The sequence below is a fragment of the Paraburkholderia humisilvae genome (assembly GCF_902859855.1).
Lineage (GTDB): Bacteria > Pseudomonadota > Gammaproteobacteria > Burkholderiales > Burkholderiaceae > Paraburkholderia > Paraburkholderia humisilvae.
Map to the genome: position 1 here is coordinate 30,227 of NZ_CADIKH010000021.1, position 21,709 is coordinate 51,935.

At 60.2% G+C, this 21,709-nt stretch carries 21 protein-coding genes; 15 read left to right on the forward strand and 6 right to left on the reverse strand.

The window, feature by feature from the left end:
• Nucleotides 1-77 precede the first annotated feature (77 nt).
• From HV796_RS22035 to HV796_RS22075, 9 genes are all read left to right on the forward strand, one after another.
• Nucleotides 78-530 (forward strand): DUF4399 domain-containing protein, encoded by a 453-nt coding sequence (locus HV796_RS22035; RefSeq protein WP_175228630.1) that lies wholly within the window; start codon nucleotides 78-80, stop codon nucleotides 528-530.
• Nucleotides 531-597: 67 nt separating this feature from the next.
• Nucleotides 598-1,032 carry a DUF4399 domain-containing protein gene (locus tag HV796_RS22040; protein ID WP_175228631.1) on the forward strand — a complete coding sequence of 145 codons (435 nt, stop codon included), beginning with the start codon at nucleotides 598-600 and terminating at the stop codon, nucleotides 1,030-1,032.
• 254 nt (nucleotides 1,033-1,286) lie between these two features.
• Nucleotides 1,287-1,556: a hypothetical protein gene (locus HV796_RS22045; protein ID WP_175228632.1), complete on the forward strand. Its 270-nt coding sequence runs from the start codon at nucleotides 1,287-1,289 to the stop codon at nucleotides 1,554-1,556.
• A 283-nt stretch (nucleotides 1,557-1,839) separates the two neighbouring features.
• Entirely contained in the window at nucleotides 1,840-3,255 is a 1,416-nt protein-coding gene (locus HV796_RS22050) for an efflux transporter outer membrane subunit (RefSeq protein WP_246355987.1), read from the forward strand.
• Between the two features lie 235 nt (nucleotides 3,256-3,490).
• Nucleotides 3,491-6,097 (forward strand): FHA domain-containing protein, encoded by a 2,607-nt coding sequence (locus HV796_RS22055; protein ID WP_175228634.1) that lies wholly within the window; start codon nucleotides 3,491-3,493, stop codon nucleotides 6,095-6,097.
• The gene (locus tag HV796_RS22060) at nucleotides 6,075-7,448 is read left to right on the forward strand and encodes a beta-barrel domain-containing protein (protein ID WP_175228635.1); all 1,374 of its coding nucleotides are present in this window, start codon (nucleotides 6,075-6,077) and stop codon (nucleotides 7,446-7,448) included. The genes HV796_RS22055 and HV796_RS22060 overlap by 23 nt, the downstream gene beginning before the upstream one ends.
• An 81-nt stretch (nucleotides 7,449-7,529) precedes the next feature.
• Nucleotides 7,530-8,282, forward strand: coding sequence for a peptidylprolyl isomerase (locus HV796_RS22065; protein ID WP_175228636.1), 753 nt, complete (start codon nucleotides 7,530-7,532; stop codon nucleotides 8,280-8,282).
• A 21-nt stretch (nucleotides 8,283-8,303) separates the two neighbouring features.
• The gene (locus HV796_RS22070; RefSeq protein WP_175228637.1) at nucleotides 8,304-11,360 is read left to right on the forward strand and encodes a peptidase domain-containing ABC transporter; all 3,057 of its coding nucleotides are present in this window, start codon (nucleotides 8,304-8,306) and stop codon (nucleotides 11,358-11,360) included.
• Complete coding sequence (locus HV796_RS22075) at nucleotides 11,357-12,724, forward strand: sigma-54 interaction domain-containing protein (protein ID WP_175228638.1); 1,368 nt, start codon at nucleotides 11,357-11,359, stop codon at nucleotides 12,722-12,724. Before HV796_RS22070 ends, HV796_RS22075 begins: the two co-directional genes overlap by 4 nt.
• Nucleotides 12,725-12,749: 25 nt before the next feature.
• On the opposite strand, the gene HV796_RS22080 is transcribed toward HV796_RS22075, so the two are convergent.
• Nucleotides 12,750-13,526: a PP2C family protein-serine/threonine phosphatase gene (locus HV796_RS22080; protein ID WP_175228718.1), complete on the reverse strand. Its 777-nt coding sequence runs from the start codon at nucleotides 13,524-13,526 to the stop codon at nucleotides 12,750-12,752.
• Between the two features lie 8 nt (nucleotides 13,527-13,534).
• A complete protein-coding gene (locus HV796_RS22085; protein WP_175228639.1) occupies nucleotides 13,535-13,822 on the reverse strand; it encodes a hypothetical protein in 288 nt (95 codons plus the stop codon).
• A 458-nt stretch (nucleotides 13,823-14,280) separates the two neighbouring features.
• On the opposite strand from HV796_RS22085, the gene HV796_RS22090 reads away from it, so the two are divergent.
• Both HV796_RS22090 and HV796_RS22095 read left to right on the forward strand, forming a co-directional pair.
• Entirely contained in the window at nucleotides 14,281-14,820 is a 540-nt protein-coding gene (locus HV796_RS22090) for a lecithin retinol acyltransferase family protein (RefSeq protein WP_175228640.1), read from the forward strand.
• 38 nt (nucleotides 14,821-14,858) lie between these two features.
• Nucleotides 14,859-15,104, forward strand: coding sequence for a hypothetical protein (locus tag HV796_RS22095; protein ID WP_175228641.1), 246 nt, complete (start codon nucleotides 14,859-14,861; stop codon nucleotides 15,102-15,104).
• A 140-nt stretch (nucleotides 15,105-15,244) separates the two neighbouring features.
• On the opposite strand, the gene HV796_RS22100 is transcribed toward HV796_RS22095, so the two are convergent.
• Nucleotides 15,245-16,120 carry a lipid A biosynthesis lauroyl acyltransferase gene (locus HV796_RS22100; protein ID WP_175228719.1) on the reverse strand — a complete coding sequence of 292 codons (876 nt, stop codon included), beginning with the start codon at nucleotides 16,118-16,120 and terminating at the stop codon, nucleotides 15,245-15,247.
• A gap of 104 nt (nucleotides 16,121-16,224) precedes the next feature.
• On the opposite strand from HV796_RS22100, the gene HV796_RS45850 reads away from it, so the two are divergent.
• Complete coding sequence (locus tag HV796_RS45850; protein ID WP_377691875.1) at nucleotides 16,225-16,482, forward strand: zinc-binding dehydrogenase; 258 nt, start codon at nucleotides 16,225-16,227, stop codon at nucleotides 16,480-16,482.
• A gap of 172 nt (nucleotides 16,483-16,654) precedes the next feature.
• Here the strand turns inward: HV796_RS45850 and HV796_RS22110 are convergent, their stop codons facing one another.
• From HV796_RS22110 to HV796_RS22120, 3 genes are all read right to left on the reverse strand, one after another.
• Nucleotides 16,655-17,479, reverse strand: coding sequence for a fumarylacetoacetate hydrolase family protein (locus HV796_RS22110; protein WP_175228642.1), 825 nt, complete (start codon nucleotides 17,477-17,479; stop codon nucleotides 16,655-16,657).
• A 197-nt stretch (nucleotides 17,480-17,676) separates the two neighbouring features.
• Nucleotides 17,677-17,856, reverse strand: a complete 180-nt coding sequence (locus HV796_RS45855) for a helix-turn-helix domain-containing protein (RefSeq protein WP_377756705.1) — start codon at nucleotides 17,854-17,856, stop codon at nucleotides 17,677-17,679.
• Nucleotides 17,850-18,611 (reverse strand): helix-turn-helix transcriptional regulator, encoded by a 762-nt coding sequence (locus HV796_RS22120; RefSeq protein WP_175228644.1) that lies wholly within the window; start codon nucleotides 18,609-18,611, stop codon nucleotides 17,850-17,852. Before HV796_RS22120 ends, HV796_RS45855 begins: the two co-directional genes overlap by 7 nt.
• 392 nt (nucleotides 18,612-19,003) lie before the next feature.
• On the opposite strand from HV796_RS22120, the gene HV796_RS22125 reads away from it, so the two are divergent.
• From HV796_RS22125 to HV796_RS22135, 3 genes are all read left to right on the forward strand, one after another.
• The gene (locus HV796_RS22125) at nucleotides 19,004-19,894 is read left to right on the forward strand and encodes a helix-turn-helix domain-containing protein (protein WP_175228645.1); all 891 of its coding nucleotides are present in this window, start codon (nucleotides 19,004-19,006) and stop codon (nucleotides 19,892-19,894) included.
• Between the two features lie 393 nt (nucleotides 19,895-20,287).
• Nucleotides 20,288-21,049: an aquaporin gene (locus HV796_RS22130; protein ID WP_175228720.1), complete on the forward strand. Its 762-nt coding sequence runs from the start codon at nucleotides 20,288-20,290 to the stop codon at nucleotides 21,047-21,049.
• 232 nt (nucleotides 21,050-21,281) lie between these two features.
• Nucleotides 21,282-21,566: a hypothetical protein gene (locus HV796_RS22135; RefSeq protein WP_175228646.1), complete on the forward strand. Its 285-nt coding sequence runs from the start codon at nucleotides 21,282-21,284 to the stop codon at nucleotides 21,564-21,566.
• Nucleotides 21,567-21,709 lie beyond the last annotated feature (143 nt).

The following is a 21,709-nucleotide window of genomic DNA, read 5'->3' on the forward strand; positions in this document are numbered from 1 at the left end:
GCGTATCTTTTTGGCAAGTTACGTCCTAAGCTAAAGCAGAACCGCGAAGCCCTGACCTTCCATCGGGAGAATGCGCCATGCGAAGAACAAGAATGCCGGGCGTGCTAGCCGCGTTGTTCATCGCGTCGGCCGCATGCGTCGCTCTGGGTCCTTCGACTGCACGCTGCGCCGCGCAGACGCCGTCGCCGCCAGGCGCGCAGGAGTACATCATCTGGCCGTACGACGGCGCGGTGATTACCGGCGGCAAGCTGTGGGTCCGGATGGGTTTGCGCAATATGGGCGTGTGCCCGAAGGGCGTCGACATCCCGAATACCGGCCACCACCATCTGCTGATCGACACGGATTTGCCGCCGCTCGATCAGGAAATTCCGTCCGACCGTCAGCACCTGCATTTCGGCGCAGGCGAAACCGATGCGCGCATCGAATTGCCGCCGGGCAAGCACACATTGCAATTGCTGCTAGGCGACCACAATCACGTGCCGCACGTGCCGCCGGTGTACTCGAAGAAGATCACGATCATCGTCAAATAGCGTCCGCGCCGGACCTTGCGGACCATGGGCCCGCAGGCACGATGGTCGCCGACGGAGAACCCAGCTCATGTACAAGTTCCTTGCCGCTGCGGCGTTTGCCGCGTTGATATCCGCCTTCGTGTCGAGCCCCGTCGCGGCCGGCACCACGCCGGCGCCGCGCGATGCGATCGCGTATATCGGCTATCCCAACGACGGGCAGGTCGTACCGGCAAACAAGCCGTTTCGCGTATGGTTCGGGCTGCGCTATATGGGCGTTGCGCCCAAGGGTGTCAAATATCCGAACACGGGCCATCATCATCTGCTGATCGATACCGATTTGCCGCCGATGGACCAGGAGATTCCATCGGATCGCCAGCATTTGCATTTCGGTGCGGGCGAAACCGAAACGATGATCGAGTTGCCGCCCGGTAAGCACACGCTGCAATTGCTGATGGGGGACGACAAGCATGTGCCGCATGATCCGCCGATCTACTCGAAGAAGATCACGGTGATAGCGAAGTGAAGTGTGACGCCGACACTGACACACGCTGGCGTTCTGTTGGCTCCGGCCCATCGGTTCGACGCGGCGATACGCTCGACAAAACGCCCCGGAAAATCGGACGTCAAGCAGAAAGGGCCTTATTTTCAAGGCGTTGCGCGCATCGACGGAAAGCGCGTTCATCACTGGCACAGCCTATGCGTCAGTCAGGCCCGAGCAGACAAAGAATGCTCGAACCTGAAAACGCAATCCTGCGTCCACTTCTTAGGAGAACTGTGATGACCTCGCTGATGATCAAGGACCTGTACGTTACCGAACAACTCGACAGCAGGGCGATGAAGGCCGTGCGTGGCGGCTATATTGCCTACCCGTACTTCCCGAGCCTGTCGTTCAGTCTCGACAACAGCAAGACCGTGAGTGCGCAACAGCTGATCGAACAGTCGCAGTCGATCAACAACGTGAGCGGCAATGGCAACGCGTTCGCGAAGAACTTCGACACGACGATCACGCCGACCATGACCGGGACGAACAACGTCAACGTCCATTAAGCTGGCCTGACGGCGCCGCGGAGGCTGGACCGGGCCTTCCGCGGGCCACGCCGCAAGCTTCATCGCCGTAGCCGCGGTCGCGCATCAAAAAGCCCATAAGCAGAATCGTCCTTTCCTCACGACCCGCGCCCGTGCTTTACTTGAATCGCACGTGTTCGCTGTGCGGCATCGCCGGGATCGTTCGGAGAATATCGTGTTTGCGTTGCCTCGTTCATTGGTTCACCGCTTGCCGGGTTGTATCCGCAGCCGTGTCATGCAACGGCCGCGCGATCGCCGGGTAGCCATGCGCAAGTTCGCGGTGGCCGTTCAAGCGCTACTCGCGGCCACCTTGCTTGGCGGCTGCATCGATGCGCATGTCCCGGACTACCACCGCCCGGACACACCGGAAAAGGCATCGTGGACCGATCACACCGGCACGTCGATTTCCGCCGCGGATACGATTGAACCCGACTGGTGGAAGAGCTTCCAGGACCCGTACCTGAACGCGTTGATTGCGAAATCGATCGACGGCAACTTCGATATCAAGATTCTCGCCGCTCGCATCGACGTCGCGGGCGCGCAGATAGCCGAAGCAAAGGCAGGCGCATTGCCGACAATGGACCTCGGCGCGGGCGCGAACTTCCAGAAGACGACCGGTTCACCGTTTTCACAGCAGTACAACCTCGCGACCCAGGTGAATTGGGATATCGACATCTGGGGCAAGGTCGAGAAGGGCGTGCAGGCGCAAAAGGCCGAATTTCGCGCGACCGAAGCCGATTGGCGCGCGGGCTATCTGGAACTGGTGTCGAACGTGTCGACGACCTATTTCCAGATTCTGCAGTTCGACGATCAGATCGACGAGCAGCAAAAGATGATCGACGCGAACCGGCAGATCCTGACGATCTTCGAAGGGATGAGCGCCAACGGTCTGATCCCGAAGACGCAGGTGCTGCGTCAGCAGGCCGAGATTAACCGGCTCACTAAAGATCTGCTCGATTTGCGCCGCTCGCGCGACCTCGCGAACAACGCATTGTGCACATTGATCGGCGTGCCGGCCGGCGAGTACACGGTGCCGGCGGGGCATTTGCAGCAACGCGTGCAGTTGCCGCCGGTGCCGGCGGGCCTGCCGTCGCAGTTGCTCGCGCGGCGCCCTGACATCGTCGCGTCGGAATTGCGGGTGCTCGAAGCGTACGACCTGGTTGGCGAAGCGAAGCTCGCCCAGCTGCCGACGGTCAGCCTGACGGCACACGGCGGTACCGCGAGCCTCGCGTTGTCCGACTTGCTGAAATCGTTCACGTTCGGTCTCATGCCGAGCATCAACATTCCGATTCTCGACCCCGGCACGCGCGCCCATGTGAAGACAACTGAAGCGCAGGCGACGGTCGCCGAGCAGGAATACCGGCGCACCGTGATGGGTGCCTTTGAAGAAGTCGAAAGCGCGCTCGTCAATCTGGATGCGCACAAGGCGCAGCGTGTCGAGTTGCTGCAGCAGGTTGACCGTCTGCGGATTGTCGCGGACCAGGTGAAGTCGCAGTTGAAGGAGGGCGTGATTTCGCAGCTCGACGTATTCGAGACCGACCGGTCGTACCTCGAAGCGCAACTCGATCTGTTGTCGAACCATCAGCAAATTCTATCGGACACGGTGTTGCTCTATAAGGCGCTTGGCGGCGGCTGGCCGCCGGTCGATATCCAGATGCAAGTGAATGACGTGAAGCAGTAGGGAAAACCCGGCGCGCTGTCCATTCTGAGCACGCCCGGTAAAGACGTGACGCACCGCCTCCAATTCGCTCGAGCAGAAAATTGACTACCGTGATGCGTGACTTACAATCGCTGTGTGCCGGCCGCCCGGTCCTTCGGGCCGCCCGCGCGCCATCCGCCGCGCTTTCTGACGGCATTCCTCTGAGGCTTCGATTTAACGCAAGCGTCAGCGGGTATACGCTTAGTGATGCAGAGAGATGAACCCCGGCGAAGCTCCGATTGCTGAGATGCGGGCCACTCTGAACCAGGAGTTCGATGTCGTGCTCGTGCCGGTCTCGCATCCGGCGCTGGGTGTGATACGCGTCTCCGAGAGCCTGTTTGCGATCGGTCGCAGCGAGGCGCCGTTCGCCGACTATCCGCGTGAGACCGTTACACGTCTATCGCGGCGTCATGCGCGCATCTTTTCCGAGCATGGCGCGGTTTATGTCGCGGATCTCGATAGCAAGAACGGTACGTCGGTCAATGGCGTGAGCGTGTGCGAGTCGCCGAGCCGCGTGCGAGCCGGTGACGAATTGTGTTTTGGCGGCGAACTCGCGTACCGCGTCGGCATCGAGCCGCGCGCATTCGATCCGGCTGCGGCGCGCGCGGCGCAGCAGGTCAGCGTCACGCTGACACCCGAGCGGGCCGATCTCGGCCTCGAGCCGATCGACGTCAGTGCATTTCCGTTTCTCATCAGCAAAACCGATGCGCTGTTCTCGCGCTACAAGGAGCGCTTTCCGCATCAGGTCAACTACATCTCGCGTCGCCATGCGCACCTTTTTTTGCGGGGCGGCGAACCTTATGTCGAAGATCTTGGCAGCACGAACGGCACCTTTGTCGGAGGAACCCGGCTCGACGAATCCGCAGTCGCACTGCACGATGGCGACCTGCTTGGATTTGGCAGCGACCATTTCGTCTATCGGGTGAAGGTGCAGAAGGCGATCGAGATCGAGCCGACCGTCACGCATCTGATGGCGCGCAATCCTCGGCAGGACAACGCTCAGCAGAACAACCCGCCGCAACCGGTTGCGCCGCATGACGGCGCGGCTGCCCGCTCGACGGCCACGCCCTCGCCCGAACCGGCGATAGATATGGACAAGACGACCTTCGTCGGCGCCGCGCATTCGTTCCTCGACATCTTCTACGTGGATCGTGCGGTGCAGCGCGAGGATGAGGTGAACGAAGCCGCGCGGCCCGCCGTCGCCGATCTTCAGGAAGACGAATCGATAAAACGTCAGCCGCGGCATCTGTTCGCCGCGCTTGCGGTGGAGTTTGCTCACACGTTTTCCGGCGGTGATCGCACGACGCTGCGTCGTATCGGTTTCGGATCGATCGTGATGGTCGTGCTGATCGCGGCGGTGGCGACGGTGCTTTATATGAGAGGTTCGTCGCTGCGCGAATTGAAGCACCTGCTGGCGAGCGGCGACAATGAGCAGGCGGCGGCGGTGGCGAACGCCTATTTAACGCGTAATCCGGCCGATGACGCGGTCAAGGCGCTGGCAAGCGAGGCGCTGATGAAGGCGCGCGTGCCCGGGTGGCTCGACGCGTTGCGGACGCGTCAGTTCGACCGCGCGGCCGCGCTGATCGGTGGAATGAGGGCGACGAGCGCGGGCAATACGGATACGGCGCCGCTGATCAACGAATTGCAGTGGGTCGGCGATCTCGAACGGTTCGCGTTGCGTCGCGACAGTGCCGCGGGATCGGGTGGTGAGCCGCCGATCCGTATCTACGGCGACGAGGATCGCATCAACCGTCTGCTTCAGCACTGGGACGACGACCCGAAGAGTCATCAACGCGCGCTCGACCGAATCGCGTCTTACGTGCCGGCATTCGTCGATCCCTACGCGCTCGCGCTAAGCCATTTGCGCAAGCTGCAAAGCGACGATTCGGTCTATGTCGCCGCGATCGATCGCCTCAATGCGACGATCAACGCGCAACTCGCCAGCGACAAGCCGGAAGCGCTTACGCCGGTATTCGACGACTACGCGCAGCATTATCCGCGGCTGGCTGGACTCGATGCACTGCGCGAAGACCTGCGGCAATACACGGGTTTGCTCAATGCGCTGCTCACGCGCCATTTGACGGAACTGCTCGCGCGGATGAAGCAGGCGCGCTTCACGACGCCGCCGTTCGACGCGCAATACCGTCAACTTGCGGCCACGCGCTTGCCGTCTCCCGATGAGGTGCGCCAGCACGACGCGGCGCTCGCCGCGTGGCGGCGTGGCGATGTCGACCCTGCGCTCGACGGTTTGCAACACATTGCAGGCGGTGCATGGTCGACCGAAATTTCAGCCGAATACGCGCACAAGAAGGCGCTGGCCGCTCAATTCGCGGACCTGCGGCGCAATCGCGGCGGCAAGGACTATGAGCAGCGTCTTCTGTCGTTCTATGCGGGGCTCGATCCGGCCGAAGACGGATGGTTTGCGCGCGCGATCGAGCCGGACGTCGCGGCGGTGCGTGGCAACGCGTTGGCGCATGCGCACGATCAGCTGGAGCATGCGCAGACGCTGTGGCACCAGTATCGTGCGAACGGCTCGATCGGCGGCACCCAGCGGCTCGAATCGGGCATTTCCGACCGTTTCCGCAGTCAGGCCCGCTTACTGTTCGACGCGCAGGCTTCCGCTCGGCAAGGAATGCGCGTGTATACGCAGCTCAAAGCCGACCATCCGTCACAGTGGGACCAGATGCTCGAAGACATCGATGCCGAAAGCGCACTGCAGCGGCGTTCGCTCGAAGAACTGCGGATGGTGCTGGAGCCGAACCTGTTAAAAGCGAAACTCGCGTTGATCGGAGGGGATGACGGTGAAGCGCGATCCTCACCCTAAGCCGCTGCATGAGGCGCTGGAGGACCACAGCGTCGAAGGCATCGCGATTCTGACGGCCGAACCGGTACGCATCGCGCAGGCGCTCGTGCTTGCGATGGTCGCGTTGGTCGCCGCGGGTTTGCTATGGTCGTTCATCGGCCGCGCCGATGTGATCGTCACCGCGCAGGGCACGTTGTCGCCCGAATCCGAGGTGCGGCGGATCTACGCGCCAATCGACGGCGAACTCGCGGACCTTTATATCGCTGAAGGCCAACCCGTATCGAAAGGCGATGTGCTTGCGCGCCTGAACGCGCGCGGTGCGATCGAAGCGGCGACCAATGCGCTGCAAGCACAGTTGAAGCTCGATGACGCGGAGCGCGAATGGAAGCAGTTCCCCGAAAAGAAGGAACTGATGGAACGCAAGGCGGCAGCGCTGAAGGAGCAGCTTGAAGTCGAGGAACGGTTGCACGAAAACCGCGTGTCGGAAGGCACGACCAAGCTGGCTGAAGGACAAAAGGCTCAACTGGAGGAGGCGCGCAGCAATCTCGACAATGCGCGTCGCACGCGCGATGCCACGCGTAGCGAACTCGACAAATACTCGCGGCTGTTCGCGCAACCCGGCGGCGGTGGAGTGGCCGAGCTGCAGGTCGAACAGAAACGCAATGCGTATCTGGAGGCGGATAACGCGTACCGTGTGGCGCAATCGAAATTGACTGAACTGGATTTCCGCCTGAGCCACGACTTTGCCGAAGCGAACGCGCAGCTCGAAACGAGCGGCCAGCAGGCGACGAGCCTCAAGCTTCAGTATGACGCCGCCGTGCGCGAGATTACCAGCACGGAAGACAAGTTGCGCTTGCAATTACAGACTGCGCGTCTCGTGTCGGATGCGGCCGCGCGAATCCGCTTCGAGAATATCGACAAGGACAATTTCCTGCTGGTTCTCGCGCCGGTGTCGGGTGTGATCACCGACGTCACGTCGACGCAGACCGGCGACAAGATTCAGGCGAATGCGCCGCTGGGCGGCATCGCGCCCAAGGATGCGCGCCCGGTGCTGAAAATCGAAATCGCCGAACGCGACCGCGCATTCCTCCACGAAGGGATGGCGGTCAAGATGAAGTTCAACGCGTTTCCTTACCAGCGCTACGGAATTATTAAAGGCACGCTGGCGTACATCTCGCCGGCGACCAAGCCGTCCGGACCGGACAAGCAGCCGGTGTACGAGGGCCGCGTCACGCTCGACAAAGATTACTACCAGGTCGCGGACAACCGTTATCCGTTGCGTTACGGCATGACCGCGAGCGCGGAGATCGTGGTGCGCGAGCGCCGGCTGATCGATCTGGGGCTGGACCCATTCCGGCAACTGGCCGGCTGACGGTACACAACTTGAGCACAACCAGAGCACAACCTCGAGCCCGTTTCGCCTGCGCGGGCCACAACCTGAGGAGCGAATAAGATGACCGCGATTGTACGAATCGACGATGAAGTCGTCGATGATGCCGAGTTCATACGTTTGCTGAAACTGACGGGCCAGTTCGAAAGCCTGATCGAACAACTGGTGCGCGAGAAGCTGACGGTGCATGCGGCGAAAAAGCATGGCGTCACGATCAGCGCCGACGAAATCCAGCAGCGCGCCGACCAGTTTCGCCGCGTGCGCGGCCTGCATCGCGCGGCCGATACAAACCAGTATCTGGATGCGATGGGGGTGTCGCTCGACCAGTTCGAAGCGTTTATCACGGACGGACTGTATCAGGAGAAGATGCTTGACAGGATTGCCGACGAAGGCGCGATCGAAGCGTACTTCTCGTTGAATTCGCCGAAGTTCGACGCGATCGAAGTCAGCCATATCGTGCTCGACAGCGAAGGCAAGGCTAAGGAGATGATCTCCTATCTGCATGACGATCCGGACGGCTTCGCGGAGATGGCGCGCGAGCATTCGATTGCCGACACGGGTGCGGCGGGCGGCGTGATTGGCAAGGTATTGCGCGGGTCGCTGAAGCCTGACATTGAGGCGAAGATTTTCAATGCGGCGGTCGGCGATCTGCTCGGGCCGTTTGTATCGGCCGACCGGTCATGCTTCGAGATTTTCGCGGTCACCGCGAAATATCCGGCGGCGCTCGATGCGGATGTCGCCGCGGAGATCAAACGGCTGCTGCGTGAGGAATGGCTGATGGCCCGCGCGCAGGAACACATCATCGAGGCACGCTAACCGCGTCTGGACCGCACTGATATGGACGCTCCGCAAACCTCGCCGTCCACCGCCGAGTTCCTCGCGACGGTCGAGATCCTGTCGCCGTTTTCGCGCGACGAACTCGAGCGCCTCGCGGCACATGCGCAGTCGCGTTTCTATACGTTCGGTGAAACGGTATGCAATGCCGGTGATCCGGCCGACGGGCTGTTTGTGATCAAGTCGGGCTCGGTGCGCATTTTCACCGACGAGCACGGCAAGGAAATCAGCATGGGCGTGCGCAAGCAGGGCGAGATCTTCGGCGAGATCGCGATGCTGCGCGCTTATGTGCACGAGTCGTCAGTGCGTGCGTCGGCGAAAACCGAGCTGCTGTTTATTCCGCATGCGGCGATCGAGCCCGTCATTCTGGCCAATCAGGCCGCGCATGCGTTCGTTGCGAGTTATGTGGCGATCAATTCCGCGGGTGGTTTTGTCGCGCAGCTATTCGATCTGCGCGGCAAGCTGAACAAGGCGGAACTCGAAGAGTACGTGCGTAGCGTCGGCGTCAAACGCGTGAGCGCCGGTAAGGAAATCCTCAAACAGGATGCGCGCGATGACCGCCGGCTCTATGTGGTGCGGCAGGGCGAAGTGAAAATCGTGCGCCACGAGGAAGGGCACGACTACACCATTGCGACGTTGCGCGACGGCGAGATTTTCGGCGAAAAGGCTTGCCTGATGCGCCAGGAGCAAATGGCGTCCGTCGTGGCGAGCACGGATACGCGTCTACTTGTGATTCCCGAGCGTACCGTGCACTTTATTCTTGAGCGCAACCCGAAGCTGCGCGAAGTGCTCGATGACCGGATACGCTATTCAGACCGCGAACTCGAGCGCCAGAAGCGGCTCGAACAGCGGCGCAAGCGGCCGCTGACGCTCGATCTGCACACGAAGCCCGAATTGGGCGAGCGCGTCATTCGCCGTTTTGCGCTGGTCGAGCAAGCGGAAGAGATGGACTGCGGCGCCGCGTGCCTCGCGATGGTCTGCCGGCACTACGGCATTCCGATGACGCTCGGCAAGCTGCGCGAGCTGGCGAACGTGACGACGCAGGGCGCGACACTGGACAGCCTCGCTCGCGCCGGCGAGTCGCTCGGATTCGCGACGCATGGCGTGCAGTGCACGTTCGACTCGCTGCGCGGCTTCGACTTGCCATTTATCGTCCATTGGGAGGGTTACCACTATGTGATCGTGTACGGTGTATCGCGCGACTATGTATGGCTCGCAGACCCGGCACTCGGCTTCAGGAAGCTCGCCGTCGAAGACTTCGAGCGCGGCTGGAGCGGCACCTGTCTGCTGTTTTCGGCGGGCGCGAATCTGATTCAACTGGCCGCATCGCGTTCGCCGTGGCTGCGCTTCATCGGGTATCTGACGCCGTATCGCAAGATTCTTGGATACCTGTTCATGGCGACCTTCGTGATTCAGGTGCTTGGCGTCATTCCGCCGCTGATCATCCAGAATATCCTCGACGGCGTGATCGTTCACCAGAACATCGGGCTGCTGCATCTGCTGATTATCGGGCTGATCATCTCGAACGTGTTTTCGCAGCTGATGTCGACGATTCGTGCGTATCTGTCGAACTTTATGGTCCGCAATATGGACTTTGCGATGATGTCGCAGTTCTTCAAACACACGATGTCGCTACCGTTTTCATTCTTTGCTAAACGCAAGACCGGCGACATTTTCGCGCGCTTCCAGGAGAACCAGACGATTCGCGCGTTTCTCACCGAGTCGACGGTGACGACGGCGCTCAATCTGCTGATGGTGTTCATCTATTTCGCGATCATGTTTTTCTACAACGTGAAGATGACACTGACGCTGATTGCATTCGTTATTCCAATCATCGCGTTGACGGTGCTCGCGACACCGAAAATCAAGGCCTATGCGCGCGAAGTGTTCGCGGCGTCCACCGATTCGAAAGCGTTTCTGATGGAAGCGTTATCGGGTGTCGAGACCGTGAAGGGGATGGGCATCGAGCGTCCGGTGCGCTTGCGCTGGGAGAAGAAGTACGCAAAGGCGCTTGAGGTGCAGTACCGCGCGCACGCGTTCAACATCATGGTCGGCTTCGGCAGCCAGCTGCTGAACGCTGCGACGACGATCGCGATTCTTTGGGTTGGCGCGAATCTCGTGCTCGCGCGCGAAATGACGATCGGCCAGCTGATCGCATTCAATGCATTCATGGGCAGCGTGTTAAGCCCGTTGATGGGCCTGGTCGGCCTGTGGAGCATGCTCAACGATGCGGGCGTCGCGATGGAGCGGCTGGGCGACGTGCTCGATATCGACCCTGAGCAGAAGCCCGCGGATCTGCAATCGCGTGTGATGCTGCCGGATCTGCAGGGCGAGATCAGCCTGAATGGCGTCTACTTTCGTTATGGCGATGCCGATTCAGCGTATGTGCTCGAAAACATCAGCTTCGATATCAAGCCCGGCGAACTGGTGGCCATTGTGGGCCGCAGCGGCTCAGGAAAGACCACGCTCGCCAAGCTGCTGGTCGGGTTCTATGCGCCGAGCGAAGGCAAGATGACGGTGGACGGCTACGACCTGAATATTATCGACAAGGCGTACTACCGCGCGCAGATCGGCTATGTGATGCAGAGCAACCTGCTGTTCTCGGGCACGATCGCCGAAAACATCGCGAGCGGCGACGATACGCCGGACCGCCGCCGTATCGAAGAGGTCGCGAAGATGGCGGATGCGCACGCGTTTATCGCAAAGATGCCGCTCGGCTATGAACAGGTGGTGGGCGAACGCGGCGTCGGTCTGTCGGGCGGGCAGATCCAGCGGCTCTGCATCGCGCGGGCGCTGTATCACGACCCGCGGCTGCTGGTGTTCGACGAAGCAACGTCGGCGCTTGATACACAATCGGAAAGCAATATTCTCAGCAATATGCACGACATCCTGAAAGGCCGCACCGCGGTGATCATCGCGCACCGGTTGAGCACGATCATGCGGGCGGACAAAATCCTCGTACTGTACGAAGGCGCGATCGTCGAGCAGGGGCGGCACGAGGAACTGGTCAACCGGAAGGGCATGTACTACCAGCTCGTCCAGAAACAGTTGAGCGCATGATGAAGATACTCGACCAGCCGGAAGACAGCAGCCCCGCGATTTCCTATGCCGGGCTGATCGAAAAGATTGAAATACTGCGCTCGACGCTGCGCTGGTCGTCGCGGCTCGAACGTGCGGACATCGAAAAGCTGTTGCGCCAGGCCAGTACGCTGCGCGACGAAGTGATGCAGATGTCGCACAAGGAGCGCTTTGTACAGGCTGCGGCGACGGCGGACCCGGAAGGTCAGGCGGATCTGTCGCGTGCGGCACGCCGCGAAGCGTTGCTCGCGCGCAGTTTCATTTTCGAAGGGACGTTCGGCGATAACCCGAAGCTGCTTGAAGCGCTCGAAATCGCGGAAAAAGCGGCGCCTACCGATTTGCCGGTGCTGATCGACGGCGAAAGCGGCACGGGCAAGGAGCTGATGGCGAAGGTGATTCATGCGAACGGCGGTCGTGCGGACAAGCCGTTTATTTCGGTAAACTGTGGTGCGATCCCCGAGAATCTGCTCGAATCGGAATTGTTCGGCCATCGCAAGGGCGCGTTTACCGGGGCGGTGGGCGACCGCAAGGGCAAATTCGAAAGCGCGCATACGGGCACGATCTTTCTCGACGAAATCGGCGAGCTGCCGTTGCCTGGTCAGGTGAAACTGCTGCGTGTGCTCGAAGCGCATGAAATCCAGCGGGTCGGTTCCGACGAACCGATCGCGGTGGACACACGCATCGTCGCCGCGACGAACCGGAACTTGCGCAAGCTGAGTGAGCAAGGGATCTTTCGCGAGGACCTGTTCTATCGGCTGAGTGTGATTCACGTGACGTTGCCGCCTTTGCGCGAGCGCCGCGATGAAATTCCGCTGCTCTTTTCGTATTTCGGCGACGAAGCGGCGGGTATGCTTAAGCGACGGCCGGTCAGATTGACCCCGCGCCTGCGCGATTTCCTGCTGACCTATGCGTATCCGGGCAATATCCGCGAGTTGCGCAACGTCATGTATCGCATTTCGTGTCTCGCTGGCGATATCGCGGATATCGAGCATTTGCCGCTCGACGTGCGGCCAGTGGAGCACATGCCTTCGGCCGCGGCGGCGGCGTTTGCGCCGCCGATGAACGGCGAAGCGGGGGGTGTCTCCAATCTGCTTTCGCTAAGCGATGCAAAGCGTGCGGCCAGCGACGAAGCGGAGAAGGCGTTCCTGCAGCGCGGCTTGCGTGAAGTCGGCGGTACCGTCGCGGAACTGGCGCGGCGGGTCGATATGAATCGCTCGCACTTGCAGATGCTGCTTAAGAAGCACGGGCTGCATTCGAAAGACTTTCGTCATCCGCAGCCGGCGCGTGGCGTTGTGCATAAGAGCAACGTGAATGACGCGGATGATGGCGAGGCTGATGCGCTTTAAGCCATGGACGTGTGCGCGGGGTGCATCAGCTGGTTGGATTGATCAGCGTCTTATCTGATGCAAGCGGGTCTTCCGCCTGTGCGACGACGACCGTGATGTTGTCGCGCCCGCCGTGTGCGAGCGCCATGTCGACGAGTTCATCGGTGACGCGTCGGCAATCGAGCGGGGCCGCTGCGAGTGTGGCGAGAATCTCGACGTCGGTGAGTTCATTCGACAGTCCGTCGCTGCACAACAGGAACACGTCGCCGTCGGCGACTTCGATCGCGTCCTCGTCCAGAGACAGGCTGTCAGTCGCACCCACCGCGCGCGTGATGATGTGATGCGCCGGATGATTGCGCGCCTGTTCTTCGGTCAATTGGCCGAGCGCGCGCAATTCCTCGACCTGGCTGTGATCGCGCGTCAGTTGCCGCAGTTGCCCCTGCCGGTATAAATAGATGCGGCTGTCACCGGCCCATAGATAACCGCAGAAGCGGTCGCTGGCGAGCAGCACGACGACGGTGCTGCCGATGCGCTGCACCTGGCGGCGCGCCGCTTCGTCGCGCAACTGTCGGTTTGCGTCCAGCAACTGTGAGCGCGCCTGCGCGCAAGCCTGCTTGATGCCCGCCGTGGCGGGCATCTTCTCGAGCATATCGATAACGAGCCGGCTCGCCAGATCGCCGACCGCATGGCCGCCCATCCCATCGGCGACCGCCCAGCGGCCTTGGGCCGGCTCGTCGAGACAGGCGTCCTCGTTGATGTCGCGTACGGGCCCAGTATCCGAGCGCGCTGACGACACCCAGTGGAAGTGGCTCGCGCAACTCACGGCATCGGTCACGCGGTGTTGCGGCTGAGCGCGTCTGGCGACACGTGGATATTCGAGTTCGCGCCGTTGTTGCTCACGTCGACGGTCTGAAACTGGTTGATCATCTGGTTGGCGTAGAAATTGTTTTGCACATCGTACAGATTGACGACCGGACCGATGGTGGGCGTGCTGCGCACGTACGGCGTGATCCAGCCGAACACCCATGTGCCGTCGCTGTTGCCGCCGCGTATCGCGGACATGGCTTTGCGGTCGAGCGCGAGGCTGTGCGAGAGGTCGTGAATAGCGATCGAAGCCATGGCCAGTCTCCGGAAGAGCCGTTACTGCGCGGCTGAAAGTCAAAGGATAGCTGCGGCAAATGTCGCAAGGGGTATGCCAGTTTGTATCCGTTGCGGCTAGGGTGCGCTAACGCGTTGATTGCGTGGTGATCCTGGCGCACGGAAGGCGATTTTCGCGCGCTGTCGCGTGGCTTTGCGTTCCATCGACGCCAACACAATCATGCACGCAGCGTTGGTGGACCCAACACATTAGCGATTGGATCAACGCTGCGCCGGAGCAGCGGCGGGAACGTCACAATGATCAATCGAAACCAACACTGAATGCTCGAATGTGTTGGGTTCTGGCTGACTGCGTATGGTCGCAACCGCCGCGATTTGCTGCCGTTCCCTTATAGATCAATGGTTTGCACGTATTGGCCCGGTTGATGCAAAAGAGGGTGCAACAGTGTTGGACTCTTGCAGCGGAATCGGGACAAGCCATGAACACCCTCCACCAGGCAGTGAGTATCGAACAGCAGGCCGCGGATCGCGCGTCTGGCTGTGTGGTTTCCGATGTCACCGTCTATGGCTTCGACGACGAACCGGCACTCGGCGCCCACCTCGTCACGCAACGCCGCGGGTATGCGCATCACGGCATCTATGTCGGCGGCGGCAAGGTGGTTCACTACGCCGGATTCGCCGGCTCCACGCATCGCGGCCCGGTTGCCGAAATTACGCTCGATGAGTTCGCCTCCGGTCATACGGTCGCGGTGCAACCGCATCCGCTGCCGCGGTTCTTTGGCGCTGAGGCGGTGCGGCGCGCCCGTTCGCGGCTCGGCGAAGACCGTTATCGGCTGCTGACCAACAACTGCGAGCATTTCTGCACGTGGTGCCTGTTCGGCGAAAGCCGCAGTGAACAGGTGCATGCATGCCTCACGCATCCGCGTGCGGGCCTGCGCGCGCTGATGTGCGTCGTCGCGGCACTTGCCGTTCGCGGGCTGAAGGGGAAGGGCGGCGAGCTTGCCGCTCGCGCCGCATAAGTGGCAAGTCGCGATCGACTGCCTTTTAAGGGACCAATATGAACAGCACCGGAAAAACACTGCACTGGGCAGTGGACAAGTGGCTCGCACCGACGCCCGCGATGCCCGCGCGCGTGACACGTTTGTCGCGTATGCGCGGACATGGCGGCCGATGTGTGTGCGTCGAGACGGCGCGGCCCAGCGGGTTGCTGGCGATCTTCTTCTTCCGGCACGCCGACGGCTCGTGGAACGTGTTTCCGCCTGCCGCGCAGCGGCCGGCGATGAACGGGATGCGGGTTGCGTGAAGATTGCGCGAAAGTGACTCGGAAACGAACCTTCGTGTGCCGAACATGTCCGTTGCATCGTTGACCGGCACCGCGGTTCGCGGTGGTCTCATCCGGTTTTGATAGCTTCAGGTAACAAATGAGCCTCGCGCATCGCACGATCAATATACCGCTGCCATGCCTTGCGGCCGATGTTTGAAGCGTCGATGTACCCAGTAATACTGGGCGGGAAATTTCAGTATCTGGGTCTCGAGAAACGCATTCATGCAACGCGCGTCGTTGATGTCGCTTGCCGATGGGAAGTCGCTGAGCGGCGCAAATACGTTCAACCGATACCCTTTGAAATCCGGCAGTACTTCCGTAACGAACGGCACCACGCGCGCGCGGCCCATTCTCGCAAGTCGCGAAACTGAAGTCAGCGTGCACGCGGGGACATCAAAAAAAGGCACAAAGACAGAGTTTTCGATGCCGTGATCCATGTCCGCCGCAAGCATGACCGGCTTGCCCTCGTGAAGGAGTCTGACGATCTTCCGGGCGCTTGTCGACCGTTCAATCATCTCTGCGCCGAACCGGCCGCGTTGCCGCCTGGCCAGGTCGCAAAGACGGGTGTTCGACATGTGTGTGTACAGCGCAGCGACGGGTGACTGCAGCGAATAAAGCATGCACCCCATCTCGATTCCCACGAAGTGAAATCCCATAAAGATGGTAGGCGGAGGGTTCTCCTCTTCGAGGTCAATCTCGCTCTCGACCTCGACGATATTTCTGATCGTTTGCTCGCTGCCAAACCATTGAATGCCTCGTTCGAGATAGCTGCGAACGACGTGCCGGAAGTGTTCCCTCGCGAGTTCATCGAACTCACGGACTGATTTTTCTGGAAAACAGAGACGCAAGTTGACGAGGACGATATGTTTGCGACGACCAGGAAGCGCATACAGTGCCGCGCCGAGCGCGCTGCCCAGCCTGGCGACCCATTCGTAAGGAAGTATGGAGAGCGAGCGAAGTAAAGCTACAACGAACAAATGACCGAGTTGTTCCAAGATTTCTGCCGTTAGCCGCGTTAAGCGCACACGGCGGAGTATGCGCTTTTTTGTTTCGAACAGGTGCAGATCTGGAGACGGCCGAATGTCGGCTTTCACTCTGCATGAATCGGCCGTTCGGCCGTAGCCAAGCCGCGCGTGACTATTTTGTGTGGGTTGTATCGCGCACATCCGCAGACAAGGCGACGATCATCAATGAACTGGAGCAGCAGGTCTGGCCGTACATCGAGCGCGGAAAGTTCAAACCGGTCGTCTACAAGACCTTTGCGCTTGCCGACGCTCGCGGTGCTCACGAGTTGATCGATTCCGGCACGCACTTTGGAAAAATCGTCCTTACGACAGGTGCCGATCTCATTGGCTGAGCCTTGGATTACTGGCAACGCGGAGGTGGTAAGGGTTTGCCGGTTTCATGATGGACGTCGTGGAAAAACGCTTGTCCGGTAGATCACCCTGTGGTCGAGGGCTCAGCCACCCGTCGGGCGCGTCGGAAGGCGCGCAGGCGGGGCCTATGAGCCCCGGCTTGCGCCCGCATGCTCAGGGGCGGATCTCATGCCGTTGGGCGCCGAGATGCTCGATGCCGCATTCGAGCACGTCGCCGACTTGCATAAAGCGGTCTTTGCCGAAGCCGACGCCTGGCGGCGTACCCGTGGCGAGCAGATCGCCGGGTAGCAGCGTCATGTGGGTCGAGAAGTAGGCGAGCATCTCGCTGATTCCGAACAGCATGTCGCTCGTATTGCCCTGTTGTTCGAACTGGCCGTTCAGCTTCGTCCATACATCGAGGTTCATGCCGTCGACACCGGTGACAAGGTACGGCCCGATCGGCGAGTAGCCCGGCCGGGATTTGGCACGCACGAGATGCTGCTGGCCTTCGGCATCGACCTGGGTGGCGCGGTCCGAGATGTCGTTGATGCAAACGAAGCCGAAGATGTAGTCGGCCGCGTCCGTCGCCACGATGTCGCGAGCCTCGCGGCCCACCACGATCGCCAGTTCGACTTCCCAATCGAGTTTCACGCCGGAGTTGGGACCTCGTGCGATTGCGTCGTTTGGTCCGGTAAGCGACGTGACCGCTTTGAGAAAGACTTCTGGCTCCGTCGGCGGCTTCATCTTGAACTCCTCGATGTGCTTGCAGTAATTGAAGCCGGTCGCCGCGATCTGCCGGATGCCGGCGATCGGCGTCAGGTAGCTGAATTCGCCACTCAGCGGCGCGAGCGCAGCCATATCGACATGGTTCAGGACGCCGCTGGCGATCGCTTCGGGTGTAATGTCCACCACGACCGGGCGCAGGTCCAGATGTTGGTCACCTTTGACAATGATTGGAATAGCCTCGTCTTTCACGAGAACTCGGGCAAATTGTTGCATGATCAACTCTCCTTGATTTGAGGCCGCACGCGGGCCTGTGTCGCAAAACCCAACTCAATTTCCGTCAAGCTCGGTAGATCGCGTGATAGTCGTTCGGACAATATCGTGGAGCGCTGAAGGGGGTTTTTTGAATCGCACGATGCGGTTCTGCATCGATATGCGACGGCTCGTCGCTCGTGCCCGCGCTAAGCCGCGATCTATATAACGTGCAAGCATTTCTGATCTCTCCAACGTTTCGGCGTAGTGCCGACGATTCGCGCAAAGACTGTCGTAAAGTGAGACTGTGATCGGAAGCCGACACGCTGTGCCACATCGATGAGCGGGATGTGCTTGTCAAACAGCAATTCCAGAGCGTGTTCGATGCGCCTTTTCAACAAATACTCATGCGGCTAACGCCCATGGCAGCACGAAATTGCGCCGCAAAATGCATTCGTGTAAGCCCTGCCGCGTTTGCAATGTCTTGCAGGCCGATGGGAGTTGCCAGGTAAGCGTCGATATATTCGATTGCGCGCTTTAGCCGCCATGCCGGCAGGGCGCCATGACGTCCCCGTGACCGATGCCGGATAGGGTGTCCCCGCAGTTCAATCAATCTGCTAATTAAAGCCATGCTGATGCCATCGGCGTATAGCTGACCGTATTCCAGGAAGGATCCGTCGGCGACTAGCAGGGCATTCGCTAACCGTTCGAGACATGGGTCGTGAACCAGACCTGGGTTGCCCCGTAATAAACTGGATGGATCCTTTGCCGGACACGCTTCATTCGCGAACGAATGCAAGAGCGGACTCGGGACAAGCAGATGCATGACGTCGCACGCGCCGTAAAAAATGGCACGAGCGGTGTCTCCCGGGCAGGTGACCTGAAACATGCCTGGAAGAACTTGCCCATTGAAGGCAAGCGTGTCTTCATGAAAAAAATTGACTCGCGATAGGCGCAAGCTGATACCAATCACGTAAGCGTCGGCATGCGTTGCGTGACCCGTATCAACTTCATGCTCCCGTCGTCGCGTCCACCGCGATATCACGATCCGGTCAGCGTCGCGTTTGTCTTCCAATCGCTCAACGATCGGGCTGCGCCACACCCTCTCATCCACGATGCTCAACGTGCAGGGCGGCTGCTGCGCACTTCTTTTCATGGTCGATTCGAACATGGTTTTGTAGGCAAACTAAACAAATAGCCGAGATCACGACGATCGCGGAAAGCGACACCGACAACCACGGTTGCCGCTTATCACATGCGGGACTATAGCGGCGGCTCGCCATGCGTTCTCGTCCGAAACTGCGGAATTCGTTCGAAATGAAGATAAAGTTCGTCGGACCCGTTTAACGGCGACGCGCTCATGCTTGCGAAGGGATGGACGGTGTAATCGTTGCTTTACTTACAGGGCCGCAAGACAATGGATGCCAGAGCTGTCGCTTGCAGTCCCAGTCGGTGGTCCCAGTCGGGCAGGTCCTGTGAGGAGCTATCGTGCAATCCAGCATGCCCAGTGTTCCACGCGTGGAAGCGTCAGCAGGAACCCCAGCGCCCATGTTCAGCGCCCCAGGTCATCCGGAGACCATATGGTCGGACGTAAGCGGAACCGTCAAACAGTCGAGGCAGATTAAATGGGCGGGAGGCACGGCCGCCGCCCACAAGATCGGTTCTGTAGCCGGCGCCGCAAAAATCATCACGCGCTCCGTCGCGTTGCAATTTTCGTGGAACGGTGGATTCGTCGAGGCCGACGCGGAGTCGGGAAAGCACGTCTTCAGCTATCGAAACCGACCGCGTTATGGGCTTGTACTGCCGCCAGGCAGCGAAGTCGAGTTTAGAATCAAGGAAAAGTCGAACTATCGCTTTCTGTCTATCGAGCTCGAACCCGAATACATATTGCGGAACTGTGAACTGCAACATCTCAGTGCGATGGACATCATCGAGACGTGGGGTTACAACCATCCCCTTTCATGGCAACTCGCGCACTTGCTCTACGAGGAATGCGAACGCGAAGGCCGACAAGGTCTTCTCTACCTCGAGACAGCGGTTATGTTTCTCTCGCTTCATCTCGTCAGGCACCTTTCAACCTACACCGGAACAAGCAATCTTTCGCGCCGCGGGGGGCTGCCGCCAAACGTCTGCAAGCGGGCCTGCGATTACATGATTGCGCGTCTCCAGGACGATCTGTCGCTCACCGATGTTGCGAGCCTGTGCGGCTTTTCCGCCGGACACTTTTCCTTCGCCTTCAGGCAATCCATGGGAATGTCGCCTCACGCCTGGCTGCGCTGCCAACGCATCGAAAGAGCAAAGGCGCTGTTGCGCGACCATACGTTTAGCTTTTCAACAATCGCACTGGCAGTGGGATTTGCCAATCAAAGCTCATTCGGCGTGGCCTTCAAGAAGGAGACCGGGTTGAGTCCATCAACCTGGCGGCGTAGCTTGCGCTGACTATTTTCCTGAGTTGCCGGATATCTTCGGGCCAGTTACCCGTAACCTGTAAAGACCATCGTTTCCGGGAAAGTGCCGAAGCCGGAGGGAGGGTAACGGTCTGGCGTGTGAGCGCATGGGAGCGGTGAAGTTCGCGAAATATATCGTACGAGAAGGCATGGACGTGTCGTGCATGGCGGTAACACGGGCCTTCAGCGACGGGGCTTTGGGCACTCGGCAGCGAAATGACGGCGAAATCCCCTACTATCAGCGCTGGGTCGTGGCCTTTGCCCATATCCTCTTCCGGAAAAAATCCTCGCGCCGACCGAACTCGCTCTCAAGGTGAAGGAGGTCGAGGCTCGCGTGGGGACGCAAGTCGGCGCCCGGCGATACGGGCTCGGAGCACTCGTAACCATGACAACAGAGCGCGCGCAGACATGCTTCTTCGAGAAGGACCCGACCTGTTCGCTCGCGTCCCGTGCGCTTGCCGAAGGAGTCGGGACATGCCTGCTGATGCTCGTTGCCGCGGGTTCGGGGCTTAGCGTCCATAGGCTATTCCCGAACAGTCCGGTGCTCGCGCTAGCAGTCAGTGCAGCCGGGATCGCGGGCTCCCTTGCTGGCCTGATCGTAGCGTTCGGTTCAGCATCAGGTGGCCATTTCAACCCACTGATCAGCGGCCTCCAATGGCTCGGTGGTGAGCGAAAGCTCAGATGCGCTCTTGCTTACATCGCCGCGCAACTGGTCGGCGCGGTCCTGGGCGTGCTGCTGGCCCACGCCGTCTTTGGAACGCCTGTGCATCTGGCTCACCCGCAAGTGCCGAGTTGGTCGCTCGTCGCTAGTGAGCTGATTGCCTCCTTCGGGCTATTGATGGTTGTCTTCGGCTGCGCCCGCGGCGCCCGGAAAGAAGTCGGCCCTTTTGCGGTCGGCGCATGGCTCTTCGGCGCGATCATCGCGATGCCATCGACCTCGTATGCCAATCCGGCCATCACCTGCGCGGCTTTACTGGCCAATGGTTCGATCGGGCTGAATTCGACCACGGCCGGTCTCTACTTGCTGGCCGAACTCGCTGGCGCGCTACTCGCATATCCGGTTTTCACCGTCATCTATCCGCAGCGTCACCCTGAGGTGGCTTCGTTCAAGCGGCGTTGCAGGGTGACCGACCGGGGCGAACGATGATGACAAATCCGTTGCTTTGTCGAACGACGACGTGGAGCAGAAGGCGATCCCCGGCGAGCACCATGCGCGCCGATGTGGCCCCATTCGCTTTGAAATGCATAAGGGTTTATACCTATTTCGACAACTTTCAATTGTTCCGCAGGGGCTTAATCACAAGCCGCCTCCGGCCTAGACTGCAAGCACTGAAACGCAAACGGGTGTTTGCGGAAAATCAAGCCCGGAGGTAAGGATCATGAAGCTTGTTCAATCGCTCGTGGTTGCCGCTGCTCTTGCTATTCCCGCTGTATCGTCTTTCGCTCAATCGAACGAGGCGGCAGCACCGGTCAATTCTCAGGTCGTGCATGTTAACGATGCTGCCGGAGATGCCGGCGGTGTTGCGGACGGCACGTCGGCGTCGGGAACCCATCAGCATCTGCGTTCGTTCCGTACCGATGTTTCTCGCCTGGGCCACGAAATCCAGGGTTCGATTCGTCCGGATGCAAACGATGGGATGAAGCCGGTCTATTTCGGCTCGTAAGTCGCCCGGGTTGAATGCTACAGACCACCGTTGACGTCATTGCTTCAGACCGTGGGTATTCTGTAGTTGCAATGCATCGAAGCGCGCAGATCAATCTGCGCGTTTTCGTTTTTTTGAAAGCTGTTCCGCTGTGCTTGCAGGCC